This is a genomic window from Bacillus sp. AK128 (assembly GCF_053903075.1).
In genome coordinates, this window is record NZ_CP096379.1 from 2,228,022 (window position 1) to 2,246,434 (window position 18,413).

Annotated in this window: 15 protein-coding genes and 1 pseudogene; 14 read left to right on the forward strand and 2 right to left on the reverse strand. The window is 37.6% G+C overall.

Annotation, left to right across the window (positions count from 1 at the left end; all coding sequences use genetic code 11):
• Window positions 1-185 precede the first annotated feature (185 nt).
• From M1D60_RS11090 to M1D60_RS11120, 7 genes are all read left to right on the forward strand, one after another.
• Window positions 186-767 carry a chromate transporter gene (locus tag M1D60_RS11090; RefSeq protein ID WP_456279209.1) on the forward strand — a complete coding sequence of 194 codons (582 nt, stop codon included), beginning with the start codon at window positions 186-188 and terminating at the stop codon, window positions 765-767.
• On the forward strand, window positions 764-1,294 hold the full coding sequence (locus M1D60_RS11095) for a chromate transporter (RefSeq protein WP_456279210.1): 531 nt from the start codon (window positions 764-766) through the stop codon (window positions 1,292-1,294). The genes M1D60_RS11090 and M1D60_RS11095 overlap by 4 nt, the downstream gene beginning before the upstream one ends.
• 367 nt (window positions 1,295-1,661) lie before the next feature.
• Window positions 1,662-2,495, forward strand: coding sequence for a halocarboxylic acid dehydrogenase DehI family protein (locus M1D60_RS11100; RefSeq protein WP_456279211.1), 834 nt, complete (start codon window positions 1,662-1,664; stop codon window positions 2,493-2,495).
• A 170-nt stretch (window positions 2,496-2,665) separates the two neighbouring features.
• The gene (locus M1D60_RS11105) at window positions 2,666-4,450 is read left to right on the forward strand and encodes a S9 family peptidase (RefSeq protein WP_456279212.1); all 1,785 of its coding nucleotides are present in this window, start codon (window positions 2,666-2,668) and stop codon (window positions 4,448-4,450) included.
• 53 nt (window positions 4,451-4,503) lie between these two features.
• On the forward strand, window positions 4,504-5,718 hold the full coding sequence (locus M1D60_RS11110) for an MFS transporter (RefSeq protein ID WP_456279213.1): 1,215 nt from the start codon (window positions 4,504-4,506) through the stop codon (window positions 5,716-5,718).
• 151 nt (window positions 5,719-5,869) lie between these two features.
• Complete coding sequence (locus M1D60_RS11115; protein WP_456279214.1) at window positions 5,870-6,589, forward strand: nucleotidyltransferase domain-containing protein; 720 nt, start codon at window positions 5,870-5,872, stop codon at window positions 6,587-6,589.
• A 62-nt stretch (window positions 6,590-6,651) separates the two neighbouring features.
• A complete protein-coding gene (locus M1D60_RS11120; RefSeq protein ID WP_456279215.1) occupies window positions 6,652-7,119 on the forward strand; it encodes an SRPBCC family protein in 468 nt (155 codons plus the stop codon).
• A 69-nt stretch (window positions 7,120-7,188) separates the two neighbouring features.
• Here M1D60_RS11120 and M1D60_RS11125 read toward each other — a convergent pair whose 3' ends face one another.
• Window positions 7,189-8,352 carry an iron-containing alcohol dehydrogenase gene (locus tag M1D60_RS11125; RefSeq protein ID WP_456279216.1) on the reverse strand — a complete coding sequence of 388 codons (1,164 nt, stop codon included), beginning with the start codon at window positions 8,350-8,352 and terminating at the stop codon, window positions 7,189-7,191.
• 151 nt (window positions 8,353-8,503) lie between these two features.
• Between M1D60_RS11125 and M1D60_RS11130 the strand changes: the two genes are divergently transcribed.
• The 3 genes from M1D60_RS11130 to M1D60_RS11140 all read left to right on the forward strand — a co-directional run bounded on the left by M1D60_RS11130 (window position 8,504) and on the right by M1D60_RS11140 (window position 12,771).
• A complete protein-coding gene (locus tag M1D60_RS11130) occupies window positions 8,504-9,913 on the forward strand; it encodes a M20/M25/M40 family metallo-hydrolase (RefSeq protein WP_456279217.1) in 1,410 nt (469 codons plus the stop codon).
• Window positions 9,914-9,931: 18 nt separating this feature from the next.
• Window positions 9,932-11,164, forward strand: a complete 1,233-nt coding sequence (locus M1D60_RS11135; protein WP_456279218.1) for a cysteine desulfurase-like protein — start codon at window positions 9,932-9,934, stop codon at window positions 11,162-11,164.
• Between the two features lie 506 nt (window positions 11,165-11,670).
• Window positions 11,671-12,771: an alpha/beta fold hydrolase gene (locus tag M1D60_RS11140; RefSeq protein ID WP_456279219.1), complete on the forward strand. Its 1,101-nt coding sequence runs from the start codon at window positions 11,671-11,673 to the stop codon at window positions 12,769-12,771.
• A 293-nt stretch (window positions 12,772-13,064) separates the two neighbouring features.
• Here the strand turns inward: M1D60_RS11140 and M1D60_RS11145 are convergent, their stop codons facing one another.
• Window positions 13,065-13,874, reverse strand: coding sequence for an HAD family hydrolase (locus M1D60_RS11145; protein WP_456279220.1), 810 nt, complete (start codon window positions 13,872-13,874; stop codon window positions 13,065-13,067).
• 514 nt (window positions 13,875-14,388) lie between these two features.
• On the opposite strand from M1D60_RS11145, the gene glcT reads away from it, so the two are divergent.
• The 4 genes and pseudogenes from glcT to ptsP all read left to right on the forward strand — a co-directional run bounded on the left by glcT (window position 14,389) and on the right by ptsP (window position 18,380).
• Window positions 14,389-15,249 carry a glucose PTS transporter transcription antiterminator GlcT gene (glcT, locus tag M1D60_RS11150; protein WP_456279221.1) on the forward strand — a complete coding sequence of 287 codons (861 nt, stop codon included), beginning with the start codon at window positions 14,389-14,391 and terminating at the stop codon, window positions 15,247-15,249.
• Between the two features lie 292 nt (window positions 15,250-15,541).
• Window positions 15,542-16,336, forward strand: a pseudogene (locus M1D60_RS11155) (glucose PTS transporter subunit IIA); the annotation flags it as partial.
• 59 nt (window positions 16,337-16,395) lie between these two features.
• Window positions 16,396-16,662, forward strand: coding sequence for a phosphocarrier protein HPr (locus tag M1D60_RS11160; RefSeq protein ID WP_456279222.1), 267 nt, complete (start codon window positions 16,396-16,398; stop codon window positions 16,660-16,662).
• Window positions 16,662-18,380, forward strand: coding sequence for a phosphoenolpyruvate--protein phosphotransferase (gene ptsP, locus M1D60_RS11165; RefSeq protein WP_456279223.1), 1,719 nt, complete (start codon window positions 16,662-16,664; stop codon window positions 18,378-18,380). Before M1D60_RS11160 ends, ptsP begins: the two co-directional genes overlap by 1 nt.
• The last annotated feature ends 33 nt before the right edge of the window (window positions 18,381-18,413 follow it).

Here is an 18,413-nt window from a genome sequence, read left to right on the forward strand (position 1 = left end):
TCTTATTATCATATTACCTTTCGTTTGTAAGTTAAAACTACAAATAAACTTTCCATATGAAAATTATATGAAATTTGTTAAACTAAATAATATGTGAAAAATATGTGAATACAAATCTGTAAATCTAAAAAAAATTGGTACAGAAGCGGGCAGGTTATATTTAAAGAGAAAAGGGTTGATAAAAGTTGAAGCATGCTCAATTATTTTTAGCATTTTTTCGAGTAGGGATGTTAGGGTATGGTGGAGGTCCAGCGTCTATCCCGCTTGTTCATAAAGAGGTAGTTGAAAAATACAAATGGATGAATGATGATGAATTCGCAGATGTGCTGGCTTTGGGTAATACGCTACCTGGTCCGATTGCTACAAAAATGGCGGGTTACATTGGTTATCGTGTATCAGGAATACTCGGAATGATTAATGCTGTATTAGCAACGATTGTACCGACGATTATCTTAATGATTGTTTTATTAACGGTTCTTGCTCAATACAAGGATCTCCCTTGGGTTAGTGGGATGTCGAAAGCCGTTGTCCCAATTGTTGGAGTAATGCTAGCAAGCTTAACATGGGATTTCTTTAAGAAGTCAAAGGATACTTTAGGATGGATGTACGCAGTGATTATTGTCATCGCTAGTATTGTTCTAATCGAACTTCTCCATGTACACCCTGCTATCTTGATTGGTAGTTTACTAGCTTATGCTCTACTTAAAAAGGATAAGTCAACTAAAATTGAACAGCCTGTCGAAAGAGAAAGAGGTGTTGGTTTATGATTCTATGGCATATATTCCTAGCTTTCTTTATCCCGGGGATTGTTGGATATGGAGGAGGACCTGCTTCGATTCCTCTTGTTGAAAATGAAGTCGTTGAACGGTATGGGTGGATGACAGTATCCGAATTCAGTGAAGTACTAGCGCTTGGTAATGCACTTCCTGGACCGATTGCTACAAAAATGGCAGGGTATATTGGTTATCAAGAAGGTGGAATTCCTGGAGCAATTGTAGGAATTTTTGCAACGGTTGCTCCTTCGCTTATTTTAATGATTATTTTACTTAGTGTTTTATACAAGTTTAAAGACTCTCCAAAAGTAAAGAGAATGACAAACTATGTACGCCCTACGATTGCTGTTTTATTAGGGGTCATGACATATAGCTTTTTCTCTACTTCTTATGTGGATGCTGGTTTAATGCAAACGATTATACTTATCGTGATAGGCTTTCTTTTATTGGAAAGATGGAAGGTGCATCCAGCTTATGTAATTGTAGGAGCACTCGTTTACGGAGGAATCTTTTTACAGTAACAAGTATGGTCAGACAAATCAGTCTGGCCTTTTTGTATGTCTATAATAAATGGCTCTCTTAAAGTTTGTTGTTGATTTCCGTTCCAGGACACTCGCTTTCCGCACTTGCACAGGATGTGCTGGCTTCTGCGTTGCTCACAGGACGTGAGCGACCTTAGCAGAAGTTCCATTAAGCCTCCTCGGCGTTACCGCCTGTGGGGTCTCCTTTACCACGCTTTTCCCGAGAAAAAGCTCTTTCCTTTTTCCTTGCAGGAGTCTCGCGTCCTTCCACTTCAATCAACTCTGCTAAATATTCAATACTTTACTCTAACACAGCTAAATAAATAAGAAGGAAGGTGAATATCATTTAGAAAAACGAGGTGATGGTGTGGTTAGGTATCGATACGGCGTTCCCGAAATAATGGAGTCCGGGGCAACAGGCAATTTGAAGGTTCTATACGAGGATATTAAATATGTGCTGAAGGTTCCCATTGTTAATTTTATTTTTCGAACACTTGCTTATTATGATCATTTTTTACAAATTGGCTGGTCACAAGTAAGGGGGAATATGGTAACTAGTAACATGGAAGAGGCTGCAGCATCATTGCGATACCCAGAAACTTCTTTTCAGCCTCCTGCTGTTGATTGGGGAATTTTTTATACTTTGGGGACAATCGGAAAAATAAGAGGGACCATATTTACTTTTAACTATGTTAATACAAAGCTACTACTAATTGCTACAGCATGGGAGGAAGCCTTAAGCCATCGCCCTATACTAGGAGGAAAAGCAAATAAAGGGTTCCTACAGCCGGGGGTCCTGCCAGGACTACCTAGTATTAACCTCGTTAATATACCAGAAGCTTCTAAAGACGTTCAGCAGTTACTTATTGATATTATAAAGACGAAGAAGGGCTATGATGCTGCTAGTGATTACCGGGCTCTTGCTCAATATCCTAGGTTCCTAGAAGTTGCCTGGCCTTCTATGAAACCTCATATTGGCTCAGATGAATATATTTTAAATAGTCATTCGATTAGAGAGAAAGCGAGAACGCTGGTTCATCAGCAAATGCCATACCCGGTGACATTAACGCCTGAGTACTTATACTCCTTTTATTCACCGAAGGATGTAGCTGGAATTATGGGAGTCGTCGCTATGTTTTCTAGTTTTCTTAGTGATTTAATTATTGATGGAGAATATCTTCGGAAATGTATATCAGTATAATACAAGGTAGAAGATATAAGCGTTTATAGTAAGAAATTGACTAGGATCAATTAATGTTTTTTTTGAGACGGAATATTTCGAACTATTAAAAAGCAGATACAAAATTCTTCTATTCATAGGCGAATATTGGTAAAATAAAATAGATTAATGAATAAAAAGGAGACCAATAAATGATTACATTTCCCAAAACTGGTATTGATAGCTTTTTTCGAACAATCAATATAGTAGATTTTGACGTACATAGCTCAGAAGAAGAAATCATCTATTCAACCAATTTAAATGGTTATTATAATGTGTGGGCAATGAATCTTGAAAAAAGGTATCCTTATCAGCTGACAACAGCTAATCAAATGAATTCATTTGTAAAATATAACTCGAAGAAGGACCTTCTTTTAACTGGATATGATCATGATGGTGATGAAAATTATCATATTTATGCCCTGCAACCTTCTGGTGGTGAGGCTGCACCACTTTTACAAGCTGAGGGAGAAAAGTTTTATTATGGAGATCTCTCTAAGGACGGAAGAAACCTATATTATATAACAAGTGTAGATAATCCAAACTTCCTTTCCATTCGTCGCTTAAATTTAGAGACTGGTGAAAATGAAATCCTAATTCAAGGGGATGGCGGTCCTAGCTATTTATACGCGGTAAGTCCAAGTGAATCTTCTTTTGCTTATTCAAAAGAAGTTGGGAACACCAGTTCGTTTGGCTATATATTCTACAAGAATGAGTCTATCGCTATTACTCCTTCTCAAGAAACCCCACATCGGGTCAGAGAGGTTGAATACTTAGATGAAGATCACTTATTAGTACTTACAAATTACGGAAGTGAATTTTCTTATATCGCGAGCTTTGAAATTAGTACTCGCACCTTTAAAAGGCTTTTTGAATTGGAAGGTCATGAATTATCAAAGCTTACATTAGACCGAGCTAAAAATAAGGTTTACTTTGTTGCACAGCGTGGTGTGGAAGACCATTTATATTCATATGACTTAACTGCTTCAACTTCACAGCTAGTAGAAAAGCCGTTTGACATGGTTGATAAACTCGTCATTGGTGAAAAAGGGACGGTATTTGCTTTAGGCCGCTCTACCACAAAACCAGCTAATCTATTCCGAAGCTATGATCTAGCTCAATGGGAACAGTTAACCGAACACCAAATAATTGGAGTGAAGCAGGAGGAGCTAGCAGAGCCTGAAGTATTAACGTATTCTAGCTTTGATGGACTGGAAATTGAAGCTCTTTACTTTGCGCCACCAAAAGATCACGATAACGGTCACACGATTTTATGGCCGCATGGTGGACCTCAGTGGGCTGTTCGAAAGACGTTTAGTCCTCTTTTCCAATACTTAACGACACAAGGATTCCGGGTGTTTTCACCTAATTTCCGCGGAAGTACGGGGTATGGTGAAACATTTGTGAAGCTTGTAAATAAGGACTGGGGTGGAGGTCCGCGTTTAGATATTGTGGCAGGTATGGAATGGTTAAATCAGCAAGGAAAATCAAGTGCTGATAAGTGGTTCTGTATTGGAGGTAGTTATGGAGGCTATATGACACTTCTTCTTCATGGCCGCCACGCTGATCTATTTAAAGCATTTGTTGATATATTTGGACCAAGTAACCTATTTACGACAATTGAGACAGCGCCTGAGCATTGGAAAGCTGCTGACCGAGAGTTAATTGGAGATCCCGTCGAGGACCGAGATAAGCTTATTGAGGATTCTCCTATGACATATATAGATCAGATGACGAAGCCGATGCTTGTCATTCAAGGTTCAAATGATCCAAGAGTGGTTAAGGTAGAGTCAGATGTAATTGTTGAAGCCATGTCAGAGCGTGGTCAAGATATCGAATATTTAGTTTTAGAGGATGAGGGGCACGGATTTTCTAAAACAGAAAATGCATTAAAAGTTTACAGTTTAATGGTGAGTTTTATAAAAAAATATATTTAATAATTGGGGCGAGGATGGTAAATCATCCTCGCTTTTAAGGGTGGTTGAAATATGTGAATACAAAGAAAAATAGTAGTCTTTTACTAGCCGGAGTAGGAATATCAACACTTGGGGATTTTATTTATTTGGTTGCCATCAATATCCTCGTGTTGCGATTAACGGGATCTCCAGCAGCTGTTGCAGGTTTATGGATTATGGGTCCTTTAGCATCCATACTGACAAAATTTTGGTCCGGTAGTTTGATAGATCGAATGAATAAACGCTCCTTAATGATCGGTACAGATTTGATTAGAGCGGTGTTGATTCTATTCATTCCTTTTATTTCTTCCATTTGGCTATTGTATCTTTGTTTATTTTTACTTTCGGTTGCCAGATCATTCTTTGAACCGACTTCAATGGCATATATTACGAGCGTGATTCCAAAGGAAGATCGTAAGCAATTTAATTCATTTAGGAGTATATTTACATCTGGTGCATTTCTAGTAGGACCGGCAATAGCAGGGGTATTAATTGTTTCTGTTTCAATAGAAATGGCGATTTGGTTGAATGCGCTTTCGTTCCTTGTTTCCGCCATCGTTCTTTTGTTTTTACCTAATATTGATCAGAATTCAAAAAACTCACAGGTTATTAAATTTAGGGATTTAGTTAATGACTGGAGACATGTGATTCAGTTTAGTCGAACTCATATTTATATTATAAAAGTATATGCTATTGCCCAATTTTTTATGGTTATTACGCTAGGCTTGGATGCTCAAGAGGTTGTATTTACACAACAGGTATTAGGATTAACAGAAACACAATTCGGTTTATTAATAAGTATTACTGGAATTGGTTCAATAGCCGGAGCCACTTTTGTTTCACTTATAGCAAAACGAATGTCGATCCAATTATTAATAAGCTCAGGTTTTATACTCGTTGCAATTGGCTATATTATTTACGCCTTTTCGTTTTCGTTTGTATCTGTTGCAATTGGTTTTATCATTTTAGGTTTTTTTAATGCTTTTTCAAATACAGGCTTTATGACCTTTTATCAGAACAATGTGCCTGTAGAAATGATGGGAAGAATCTCAAGTGTTTACGGTGTAGTGGTAAGTATTTTCCAGATCATCTTCATCTTATTAATTGGTTTTACCGGAGAAATGATTCCATTACGCTATAGTATCATTTGTTCATCCTTATTGGTGTTAGGGAGTAGCATCTTATTGGCTTTCATGGTACATCGTCCGGCAAATAAGCATTTTTATAGTGAGGAAACTGTACAGGGATAAAGAGTACAGACATACTTCACTTGTATGGTTTGGCAACAACTTACGTCTGACCCCAATAGAAAGCATTAATCCAAGGAGGATTAGTGCTTTTTCATATTGAATTACTAGTTATTAACTATAAAACTTTTTCTGAATCTAAGAGGTGAAAGAAGTGAATCGTTTTCAAAAATTGAATCCAATTGAAGCAGCTCAGCTATTTATCTCAAAACAATATCCTAATTGTCAGGGTGCATTATTAGCTGGTAGTGTTGTGCGCGGGGAAGCAACTGAAACATCGGATTTAGATATTATTATATTTGATCAAGAGAAACGTTCTTCTTACAGAGAGTCATTGATCGATGTAGGATGGAAGATTGAAGTCTTTGTCCATAATTTAGATTCTTATAAGATATACTTCAAATGTGATGCTGAAAGAGCAAGACCATCCCTTCCTAGAATGGTAGTTGAAGGAATGGTTATAAAAGATATTGGAGTAGTAGACACAATCAAGAGGGAGGCACAAGAATTACTAGATAATGGTCCGGTGAATTGGTCAGGAGAAATGATCAAAACTAAGCAATATTTCATTTCAGATGCTCTAGATGATTTGATTGGCAGTACAGACCGAGCAGAAGAAATCTTCATAGCTCAGACACTTAGTGAATTAGTAAGCGAATTTGTCTTGAGAACCAATCGGAAATGGATTGGTTCATCTAAATGGGTAATTCGCTCTTTAAGGCAATATGACGCTAGATTTACAGAAAGGTTTGTTTACGCATTTGACACTTTTTATAAAACTGGAGATAAAACTAAAGTCATTCAACTAGTGGATGATACGTTACAGCCTTATGGAGGGAGATTATTCGAAGGATTTTCATTAGGCAAGAGTTGAATCCTTTAAGTGACCTTTTTGTTTTGTCTCTCTAAGAAATCACTCCTGAAAAGAGGGAATGTATGCCGACTATTAAGCATGAACAATTAATAAAAGCACCATTGGAATTATGTTTTGATCTTGCTAGAAGTGTTGATATTCATATACAAACTACAGCAAAAACAAAAGAAAGAGCGGTGGAAGGTGTAACGGAAGGTTTATTACAGGAAGGAGATACCGTTACTTGGGAAGCTTATCATCTTGGCGTTAAACAAAGGCTAACCGCTAAAGTTACCCATATGGAAAGACCTTATAAATTTGTAGATATCATGGTAAAAGGTGCCTTCTCTTCTTTTACCCATACCCACGAGTTCGAAGTAAAATCAGGTGGGACTTTAATGATCGATACATTCGAATATAAATCTCCACTAGGACCAATTGGGGCTTTAGCTGATTATTTATTTTTAGAGAGATACATGAGAGATTTTATAGCTACTAGAGCTCGTGAACTAAAAGTGATTGCTGAGAGTTTTTTAGAAGAAGAAATATAGAAGAGGTAGAAATATAAGAAGAACGCTAGAATTTCCTCCTAGCGTTCTGGCAAAGTTATTTTTTCACCATTACTCATTTCTAAAAGCTTTTTTAAATAGGTCTAAGTATGCTTCCTTTGAAATCTCTCTTGCATTGCTTGGTGTAGAACCGTTTAAAAATGAAGATTCAGCCAAGTAGTCAAAATCCTCTTCTTTTACCTCAGGAAGGCTTGCAAAACTCGGGATTAAAAGGTCTTCCGCTAATTGCTTCATCTCAGTCACTAGTTTTTTGGTAGCCTCCTCATCGGAATCCTGTTCTGAAGAAATTCCAATGGTTCTGGCAATTGTCGCGTGCTTTGTAATGTCTGCCTCTGCATTGTATTCCACAATATAAGGAAGGAACATAGAGTTAGCAACACCATGCGGGGTATCATACAAACCGCCAATTGCCTCTGCCATACAGTGGACGGCAGCTACATCAGCATGAGAGAATGCCATTCCTGCAATAGTAGAACCAATCATCACCTGATTTCGTGCCTCTTTATTACTTCCTTCATGAACAGCTGTTCTTAAATGAGGATATATATGTATCATCGCTTGAAGGGCAAGGCCATCAGCAATAGGGTTGGATCGTTTACAGGTATATGCCTCAATGGCGTGAACGAGCGCATCCATACCGGTTGACGCAGTTAAATGCTTAGGCAATTTATATGTCAATTCAGGATCAACAATGGCAAGCTTAGGAGCAATGTGAACATCCTTAATGGTAAACTTCGTCTTTTTCTCCGTATCTGTGATCACAGAGGACCTGGTAACCTCTGCACCTGTTCCTGCAGTGGTAGGAATAACAACCAAAGGAGTAACAGCTTCAGGCACATTATTTCTACCAGCATAAACCTGTGGTTTTCCGCCTAGTTTTTGCAGAATAGCAATCGCCTTCGCTGAATCGATTACAGAGCCACCGCCAATCGCAACAATTAGATCAGCTTCAAATAGTCTTGCAGCCTCTCCACCATTCATGCAATCAATATCCTTTGGATTAGGTCTTACCTGATTAAAGATTTCAATCTGATACTCTTCTTTTAATAGAAGGCTTGTTAACTCATTAACTAGTCCTATTTGTTCGATTCCAGGGTCAGTTACGATTAAAATCTTGTTTCCAGTCATCGTTTCTCTAATCAAACTGCCTGTTTGCGAGAATAAACCCGTTCCTAATTTGATTTTAGTTGGTAAGAAAAATTCAAATGTCTCCATGTATGTACCTCCGTATACTAGATAATAGGATTCTATCATAATCACCTTTAAAATGTTAAAATATTTTATCGAAATTATCTGAAAAAGGAAAAGGGATTTTTCTTTCGTATCACGAATTATAAAACATACCTATTATGAAGGAGTGAGTAAAATGACTGATCAATTAGTAACGACTTTAAAAACTCTTACCAAAAATGTAGTATCAGATTCAATAGAAACACTTAAGGATTATTTACGATTACCAACTATCTCTGCTCAAAATAAAGCAATTCCAGAAACCGTTAAGTTTGTGGTTCAATTATTTGAACAATCCGGTGGAGAAGCAAAAGTATTAGACGAACTAGGCGGAAACCCTGTTGTTTATGGTTTTTTCCCAGCGGGTAGTGGTGGCGATTCAACTAAGACACTACTTTTTTATAATCATTATGATGTTCAACCTCCTGAGCCATTAAATGAATGGAATAGTGAGCCTTTCGAACCGACTATTGAGGATGGAAAGCTATTTGCTAGAGGCGTTTCTGATAATAAAGGGGACTTGATTGCTAGACTAACAGCGATTAAGGTGCTTCAACAGTTGGAGGGTGGCCTTCCTTGTAATATTAAATTTATGGTCGAAGGTGAAGAGGAGATTGGTAGTCCCAATCTAGCTCCTTATTTAAGAGAATATAAGGATTTATTTAAGGCTGATGCTTGCATTTGGGAGTTTGGTGGAAAGGATGAAGAAGAGAGAGTCAACATGGTCGCTGGAATTAAGGGGATGGCTTACATGGAGCTAACATGTATTGGTGCTGACATTGATATGCACTCATCTGTAGGCGCTTATGTTGATAATGCGGCATGGAGATTAGTTCAAGCTTTAGCTACTATGAGAAATGAACAGAATGAAATTCTTGTAAAAGGATTTTATGATGGTATAACGGAACCAACTGAGCTTGAAAAGGAAGTAGTCTCAAATCTACCGTTCAGTGAAGACGCGGTTAGTAATCTTTACGGTTTGAAACGTCCACTTATTACTGCAGCAAAAGGAATTGATCCAAGGGAAGCCATGGTGTTTCAACCAACGATGACTATTTGCGGGATTGAAAGTGGCTATACAGGTGAAGGGGCGAAGACAGTATTGCCAAAAAGTGCAAAGGTAAAACTAGATTGCCGCTTAGTACCAGGTCAAGATCCACAACATATTTTTGAAAGTATTCAAGCTCATCTAAAAGAGCACGGATTTACTGATGTGAGTGTTGTTCTCATTAATGGTCAAAAAGCTTACCGTTCCGACTATAACCATCCCTTTGTTAAACATGTATTAGAAACGGCTAGTGCGGTGTATGAAAAAGAAGCTGTACTGGCACCAAACTCTGCAGGAACTGGACCTATGTATGAGTTTGGAAATCAGCTTCAAGTGCCAGTGGTTAGTACAGGTGTAGGCTGGATTGAATCAAAGGCCCATGCTCCTAATGAATCGATTCGTTTGGCCGACTTTGAGGAAGGTGTTGTCCATATGGCCTATATGCTGGCTGGATTCTCATCTGCTATGAGTAAAAATCCATTAGAAGCAACTAAATAGATAGTAAGGAGAATATAAATGAGTCAATGCATACGAACTTTTCCAATTACTGAAGTACGTAATCAATTTCCAGCTTTAAAACGAACCTATAATGGAAAAACTGTTACTTATTTTGATGGACCAGGTGGTACACAGGTAGTGAAGTCGTCAATTGAGGCAATTTCTGCTTATATGGAAAATGGCGGTGCAAACCTTCACGGTGCATTCCCAACAAGCCGTGAAACAGAAGAAATCATTACTGAAGCCAAGCAAGCTATTGGTGATTTTCTAGGTGTAAAGGAACAAGAGGTTGCCTTTGGTGCCAATATGACAACATTAGCACTTGCAATTGCCAGATCATTAGGGAAAAAATGGGGACCTGGTGATGAAATTGTCGTAACCGAGATGGATCACCGCGCTAATGTTGACCCTTGGATTACGATGGCAGAAGACCGTGGAATCAAAGTTAAATGGATACCCGTAGATACCGAAGCGCTTACCCTGAATTTAGAAAACCTTAAGGAAATCATTAATGATCGAACTCAACTTGTGGCAGTTGGGTTAGCTTCTAACGCAGTAGGGACAATTAATGATATAAAGGAGATATCTAGTCGAGTAAAAGAAGTAGGTGCACTTCTTGCGGTCGATGCGGTACATGCTGCTCCGCATATACAAATTGACCGAGATGCTCTAAATATAGATATTCTATTATGTTCAGCGTACAAATTTTTCGGTCCACACGTAGGTGTTGCAGCCATTAGAGAAGAGCTCTTTGAGAAGCTTGAGCCCTTTAAATTAAAACCAGCACCAGGCTATATTCCTGATAAGCTAGAAACAGGTACTCAAAACCATGAAGGAATTGCTGGTATTAAGCCGGCGATCGAGTTCATTGCTAGCTTAGGTACTGGTATGACGCGGAAGGATAAAATAGTTTCAGGTATGGAGTTAATCGATTCGTATGAGACTAAACTTGTAACAAAACTTCGAGAAGGCCTTTCGTCACATCCAAAAGTAAATTTGTATCAAGCGGATTCATCTGTACCGAAAACTTCAACAGTTGCCTTTACGGTAGATGGGTATACACCACTTGAGGTATGTAAGACGCTGGCAGAAGAACATGGGATTTTTATTGCCGACGGCCATTTCTATGCAACCACACTAGCAGAAAAGCTTGACATTGTTGAAAGTGGGAGCTGGATTCGTGCAGGCTTGGCACCTTACAATACGGAAGAAGAGGTTGAGTTATTTATTCGGGCGATTCATCAGCTCTAATCCAACTTCTAATCTAACTAGTTCTGCTTTAGTAAAAGAACATTATGGTATAGATAAGCATGTAACACCTCTTAATGGCATCTTGACAACTAATGATATTGTCGTGTAATTAAGGAGCTAGTTTTACTTGTCAATTCAAGAAAATTGAGAAATTAAAGGACGATAACATTAATTGTAAGTAGTTCAGTTTGGAGGTGGGAATTTCTTTTTCGTACCCCTAATTGAACTACTTTTTTCGTTGTAATTTAATATCCCTACAACCACAATATAACGGTGTGATTAAAAATATATACAATTATTTTGAGATAGCTTATAATTTTCCCATAAATAACAAAAAAACCATTAATTGGGTGTATTCGTAATTAAGATAGATCTGTAAAGGTGGAGATGGTTTCATTTATTTTAGCAGGAGTTTTTAACCTGCAAAAACGTAGTAGAACCGATTAACCAGAAGTGGATTTTTTTAGTTAAAAGGTTAATAGTGAGGAAGAGGAGAAGGCTAATGAATGGGAATACTTAAATGGATTGGTATCACCATAGGAATTATTTTACTTGTTTCAGTAGTAACCCTACTAACCTTTCGTGAGGTAAATCAATGGATGCTGAAGAAAGAAAGTGAAAAGGTAATAGAAAACGGTGGTGTGAGCGAGTTAGTAGAATTAGAGATTAATGGGACAAAACAGTATTTATTCATCGAAGGGAAAAGTGAAGAAAAACCAGTACTTTTGTTCTTGCATGGTGGACCAGGGCAACCCTTTCCGTTCGGTGTTGGTATGAGAGGGGCTTACCCCGAGTTTACAGAGCACTTTGTAACTGTATATTATGACCAAAGGGGATCGGGTAAAAGTTACTTCAAGGACATACCAATGGAGTCTATGAATATTGAACAGTTTGTTGAGGATACGGATATCGTTGTAGAATATGTAAAAAATCGATTTAACAGTAATAAAGTAATAATTGCAGGTTTATCATGGGGGACAATCGTAGGCACCAAATACAGTGTTCTCCAACCTGACAAAGTTGGCGCCTATATTGGTCTGTCTCAATTTGTGAATCAAACGGAAAACCAGCAACTTGCAATGGACTGGCTCATAGAAGCGGCCGAGAGCAACGAAGATGAAAGGATGGTCCAAGATCTTACATCCCTTGGGCAGCCGCTTTTGGTAGGAGAAGAGGAAGAACTACTAATGAAGTATCTCTCCAAATATGGAGGAGATAATTATAGTGATGAACATACGGAAAAATCTAATATTTTCAGTATGATTAAACCAGCACTTTTATCCCCTGACTACTCCCTAGGGGATATTTATAAATCGATGTTATCTGGTCCAGTCTTCAGCCTGGTAAAGGCAAAGCAACTGCAAGCAGAGATTAATGAGGTCAATTTGAAGAAAGAAGTTCTCGAATTACAAATGCCCGTATATATTTTTCAGGGTAAGCATGACAAAATAACCAATTATGACCTTACTAAGGAATATTTTGAAGATCTGTCTGCTCCTGCTGGCAAGTATTTCATTACACTTGACCAGTCGGCCCATTATCCAAATGAACATGATTTCAGTCTTATTAACAAAAAACTAAAAGACATTTCTGAGGACTGGCAATAGGATTTACAAGGGAAAAAGATCATACAACATTCAGGCACAATTAATTTAGTAACCTAGCCCCCCTAATAATGATTGGTGTGACTTACGCTAAACTATACATTTCATGCAAAGGTTAAGGAAGGAAATCTATAAAAGTTAACTTTAGTCAAAAAGCTTGAGGTTTGTGATCCTCAAGCTTTTTGTGGTGTTAGTTATAATCTTGTTTATATTAATATTACCAGTCCTAGTGTTTAGATCTCTTCACAAAAAAGGACTATGGTGTCCCTTTGTTATACAGAACTCTATATTCGAAGTTACTTATTAGCAGCACCTAGTGAAGAATTGATACCTATAATCTTTTCTATTGCTTCTCCCACTGAATCTACGACATAGTCAGCATGCTCTTTGACTCCAGGCTTTGCCTCACTCATCGCAAAGCTATACTTAGCCACCTGAAACATCGGAACATCATTAAAAGAATCCCCAATGCAAGCAATTTCGTGTAGTTGAATTCCAAGATGTTGGGCTAATTGTCTTACGGCATTTCCCTTACTAATATTTTTCGGCATAAGATCTAACGTATACTTAGCAGAAATGAAGGCATCTATTTCATTAGGATAGGCTTCTAGCAACTCTTTTTGTAGTGCTTCGATCACCTCGTCCTTGCCGGAAACAATAATTTTAGATGGGTGGACACTTACTCCAATTTCGTTTTTTAAGTTAGGATTAATTTGGAGTGGGGAAAATAACACCTTTTGAATTTTTTCCACCATTTCATTATTTCGATCTATAATTTCAGAATCTCTTGTTGAAACCAATGTTAGCACGTCCCGATCGATCACGTGGTTATAAAGCTTTTGAGCAAGAGAGGCATTGAAAAAAGTACTATGTAAATCTGTTTGGTCTTCCATGACAATAAATGCTCCGTTTTGACTAATTCGATGGAAGGTGTGATTGATCATTTCAGCAACTTCCAGGATATCTGAATCCTTTCTACCGGTCGCTACACAAAATTTGATCCCTTCTCTTAATGCTTTATGTATACACGTTATATCATGCTCTCTAACCTTAATACTCTCATCAAGAAGAGTACCATCTAAATCACTAACAATTAATTTGATCATGTTTTTTATATCTCCTTTGGTTACAATAAGCGAAACATTCGTCAATATAAGCTACTTGATTTTAGACCATGTTATTCTAGCTTAACTGCGTAAGTCAAGAAGTATGCATGTTCTATTAAGTGGGTTTCGGATATTTTTTTAAAAGGCTTTGTTAAACTTTGTTGTTGATTTTCGTTACAGGACACTCGCTTTCCGCGGGGCGTGCGATGAGCCTCCTCGGCTACGCCTGTGGGGTCTCATCTGTCACGCTGTTCCCGCAGGAGTCTCGCGTCCTTCCACTACAATCAACAGTGCAAATAATCAACATTGTTTTTTAACACAGCCAAAATCAAAATAGTTTAGCCTTAATTAAGAAAGTTAACATTTAACTAGCTTAACGTGGAGTTTGTTGGAGCGGAAGGCTTGAATATACACCCTTGTAAAAACAAAGTCTACAAAATCAGTCTTTTCTATTGACCACGAAGGTGAGATTCCGTACATTAATAAATAGAATCATTGGTAAGAAGGTGTTGAAATGGGCGGTTCTTATGTTGTTAAAAAGGTTTTAAACAATAATGTGGTCATTGCCAATAGCTTTTCTGGCCAGGATGAGGTTGTCTTAATTGGAAAGGGAATAGGTTTTAATAAATCAAAAGGAGACAGTCTAGATGTTTCTCCGGTAGAAAAGATATTTATATTAACTAGTGATAGAGAGCAAGAACAGTATAAAAAGCTCCTTCCCTATATAAACGAGCAAATCATTGAGTGTATGAATGATGTTATTCACCTTATTACAGAACGAATTAGAAGAGAATTAAATCAGCAATTACTAATCTCACTAACTGATCATATCTCTTTTGCAGTTAAAAGATTACAGGATGGCTTGGAAATAAAAAACCCGTTCTTAATGGAAACAAAAACACTATATCCAGAGGAATATAGCATTGCCGCAGAAGTGGTCGATCTCATTAATGAAAAGCTTGGATTATCCTTTCCTGAAGGAGAGATTGGCTTTATTGCTTTACATATTCATAGTGCCATATCTTCCCGAAACCTATCAGAAGTAAATCAATACTCACAGCTGACACATACAATGGTGGAAGTTATTGAAAATACGCTGAATGTTAAACTTAATCGCGAAGGGGTTCAGTATATTCGTCTTGTTCGTCACATACGATTTATGATTGACCGGATTAGATCAGAAGAAAAAGTTGAGATTTCAGCAAATATTTCAAAAATCTTGCAGGCAGAATATCCGATATGCTATAATCTCGCTTGGAAGCTGATAAAAATTGTACAACAAAAAATTCAACTGAAGGTAGCGGATGCAGAGGCGGTCTATTTGACCTTGCACTTGCAAAGGCTTTCAGCTAAAAATGAAGAAATAACCTTATAAAACGTGTTACTGATTCGATCAGGCATGAGTGAAGAATACTGATAGATTTTTACAATTGGGGAATAATACCTTTGTAATTCTATCGGATTTTTCCTCATGCCTTTTTTATTTCTCATTTATATTGTAGAAGAATTTTGTTTGATATCTTTAATTTGAGGAAAAGTTATAAATGGTGACGTTTCTACATAATGATGGACAATATTCTGTAACCATTCTTGGGGAAATAAAGATTGGAACCAGTCAACAGGTTAATATATCTAAGGGGGAAACAGTGTTCAAGAGTGTCTTTGGTACGGTAAAAGCTGAGGAGCTTCCATTAAATATTATTGAAGCGATGGGTGGAAAAGAAAATATTTCTCATCTAGATGCATGTATTACTCGTTTGCGTGTTAATGTAAATCATCAAAAGCAAGTAGATAAGGACCGTCTTAAGAAGTTAGGAGCTTCAGGTGTAATTGAGGTTGGTAATAATATTCAGGCGATATTTGGACCATTATCTGACAATATAAAAACTCAGATGCAGGACATTATGAGTGGTAAAACACCAAGACCAATCGCAAAGTCTACTGAAAAAGTAGTAGAACAGCATATCGAAGAAGTAAATCCAGAAGCTTTACAAACAAAGCCTGAAATAGAAGAGTATATAAATCCTTTAACCGGTAAGGTCATGCAGTTGGATGAAGCTCCAGACCAAGTTTTCTCACAAAGAATGATGGGAGATGGCTTTGCTGTGTTACCAACTGAAGGGATCGTTATTTCACCAGTTGATGGAACGATCGTAGACTTCTTCCCAACGAAGCATGCAATTGGAATTGAATCAAAGGATGGTAGAGAAATTCTAATTCATGTGGGAATTGACACAGTCAATTTAAAAGGTGAAGGGTTTACAGCACTTGTTTCTCAAGGTGATGCCGTTACGAAAGGTCAAGAGTTGTTGGAAATTGACTTGGATTACCTAAAACAACATGCACCATCGCTGATTTCGCCGATTATTTTTACAAACCTAAAGCAAGGACAAATGGTTACACTAAATAAAGTGGGTAATGTAACCCGAGGAGAGAATGTAGTAAAAATTCAAGGTTCATAAAAAATAGCAAACTCGTTTCATGAATTTTGCAATATAAACCAAAAGGGAGATGTCTTAACATGGCAGAAAAAACATTTAAAATTACAGCAGAATCAGGTGTTCACGCAAGACCAGCAACAGCTTTAGTTCAAACAGCAGGACAATTCAATAGTGATATTAACATCGAATATAATGGTCGCTCTGTAAACTTAAAGTCAATTATGGGTGTCATGTCATTGGGGATTCCTAGTGGAGGAGAAATTAAAATCAGTGCAAATGGCGATGACGCTGATCAAGCAATTACTGCTCTAACAGAAACGATTAAAAAAGAAGGACTTGATGAATAATGGGGAATTCAATTGCGGGTATTGCTGCTTCACAAGGAATCGCCATTGCTAAAGCTTACCATCTAGTTCACCCTGATTTAACAACTGAAAAAAAAGAAGTGACGGACATTGATGCAGAAATTTTAAGACTTGATCAAGCAATAAAGGAGTCTGCAAACGAGTTGACTGCTATTAAGGAGCATACATTAAAGGAGCTTGGACCAGATAAGGCTGCTATTTTTGATGCTCATTTATTAGTTGTAAATGATCCTGAACTCATTCAACCTATTAAGGATAAAGTAAAGAATGATAAGGTGAATCCAGAGTTCGCATTACGTGAAGTTGCTGATATGTTTATTAGCATGTTTGAAAATATGGACAATGAATATATGAAGGAGCGTGCTTCAGATATTCGTGATGTAACGAAACGAATATTAGCACACCTATTAGGGGTTAGTATTCCGAATCCAAGCTTGGTAACAGAAGAAGTAATTATTGTCGCTGAGGATTTAACACCGTCTGATACCGCTCAATTAAATCGTCAATTTGTTCTTGGATTTACTACCGATATCGGTGGTCGTACTTCTCACTCGGCCATTATGGCTCGTTCCATGGAAATTCCAGCGGTGGTTGGAACAAAGAGTGTTACGACTGATACAAAAAATGGCGATATCATCATCATTGATGGTTTAGACGGCCATGTAGTGGTTAACCCAACTGAAGATGTGTTAAACCAATATAAAGAGAAACAACAAAATTATCAAAAGCAAAAGGAAGAATGGGCCAAGTTAAAAGGTGAAAAGACCACTTCTCGTGACGGTCATCATGTGGAGCTTGCAGCTAATATCGGAACGCCTAAAGATGTAAAAGGTGTCCTAGATAATGGCGGTGAAGGGATTGGTTTGTACCGAACGGAATTTCTCTACATGGGTCGTGATCAGCTTCCGACAGAAGAAGAACAGTATGAAGCTTATAAGACTGTTCTTGAAAACATGGGAGACAAACCTGTCGTTGTTAGAACGTTAGATATTGGTGGGGATAAAGAGCTACCTTACTTACATTTACCTAAGGAAATGAATCCGTTTTTAGGATTCCGCGCGATCCGTCTTTGCCTTGAAGAACAAGATATTTTCCGTACCCAACTCCGTGCATTATTAAGAGCAAGCGTGTATGGTAATTTAAAAATTATGTTCCCGATGATCGCTACTTTAGATGAGTTTCGTCAAGCAAAGAGCATCTTATTAGAGGAAAAAGAAAAGCTTACAACGAATGGCACTAAAGTATCTGATTCCATTGAAATCGGAATGATGGTTGAAATTCCATCAAGTGCTATAATAGCTGATCAATTTGCTAAAGAAGTGGACTTCTTTAGTATTGGAACGAATGATCTGATTCAATATACAATGGCTGCAGATCGAATGAATGAACAGGTTTCTTATTTATATCAACCTTATCATCCTGCGATTTTGCGTCTAGTTAATATGGTGATTGAAGCAGCTCATAAGGAAGGCAAGTGGGCTGGTATGTGTGGAGAAATGGCTGGAGATCCCATCGCAATTCCATTATTACTTGGATTAGGTCTTGATGAATTTAGTATGAGTGCAACCTCGATATTGCCTGCACGCTCACAGCTAAAGGGATTATCAAAAGAGGACATTGCGAAACATAAGCAAACCATTCTCTCAATGAGTACAACGGAAGAAGTCATTGAATTTGTAAATAAACATTTTATGAAGTGAGAGTAAAGAGTAGGAAAAACTTTGTTTTTTCTA

Bases quoted from the DNA above. Each gene is read 5' to 3' on its own strand.
- M1D60_RS11095 (WP_456279210.1), top strand. From the start codon at position 764: ATGATTCTATGGCATATATTCCTAGCTTTCTTTATCCCGGGGATTGTT.
- M1D60_RS11105 (WP_456279212.1), top strand. From the start codon at position 2,666: ATGATTACATTTCCCAAAACTGGTATTGATAGCTTTTTTCGAACAATC.
- M1D60_RS11120 (WP_456279215.1), top strand. From the start codon at position 6,652: ATGCCGACTATTAAGCATGAACAATTAATAAAAGCACCATTGGAATTA.
- M1D60_RS11125 (WP_456279216.1), bottom strand. From the start codon at position 8,352: ATGGAGACATTTGAATTTTTCTTACCAACTAAAATCAAATTAGGAACG.
- M1D60_RS11130 (WP_456279217.1), top strand. From the start codon at position 8,504: ATGACTGATCAATTAGTAACGACTTTAAAAACTCTTACCAAAAATGTA.
- M1D60_RS11135 (WP_456279218.1), top strand. From the start codon at position 9,932: ATGAGTCAATGCATACGAACTTTTCCAATTACTGAAGTACGTAATCAA.
- M1D60_RS11140 (WP_456279219.1), top strand. From the start codon at position 11,671: ATGGGAATACTTAAATGGATTGGTATCACCATAGGAATTATTTTACTT.
- M1D60_RS11145 (WP_456279220.1), bottom strand. From the start codon at position 13,874: ATGATCAAATTAATTGTTAGTGATTTAGATGGTACTCTTCTTGATGAG.
- glcT (WP_456279221.1), top strand. From the start codon at position 14,389: ATGGGCGGTTCTTATGTTGTTAAAAAGGTTTTAAACAATAATGTGGTC.
- M1D60_RS11160 (WP_456279222.1), top strand. From the start codon at position 16,396: ATGGCAGAAAAAACATTTAAAATTACAGCAGAATCAGGTGTTCACGCA.
- ptsP (WP_456279223.1), top strand. From the start codon at position 16,662: ATGGGGAATTCAATTGCGGGTATTGCTGCTTCACAAGGAATCGCCATT.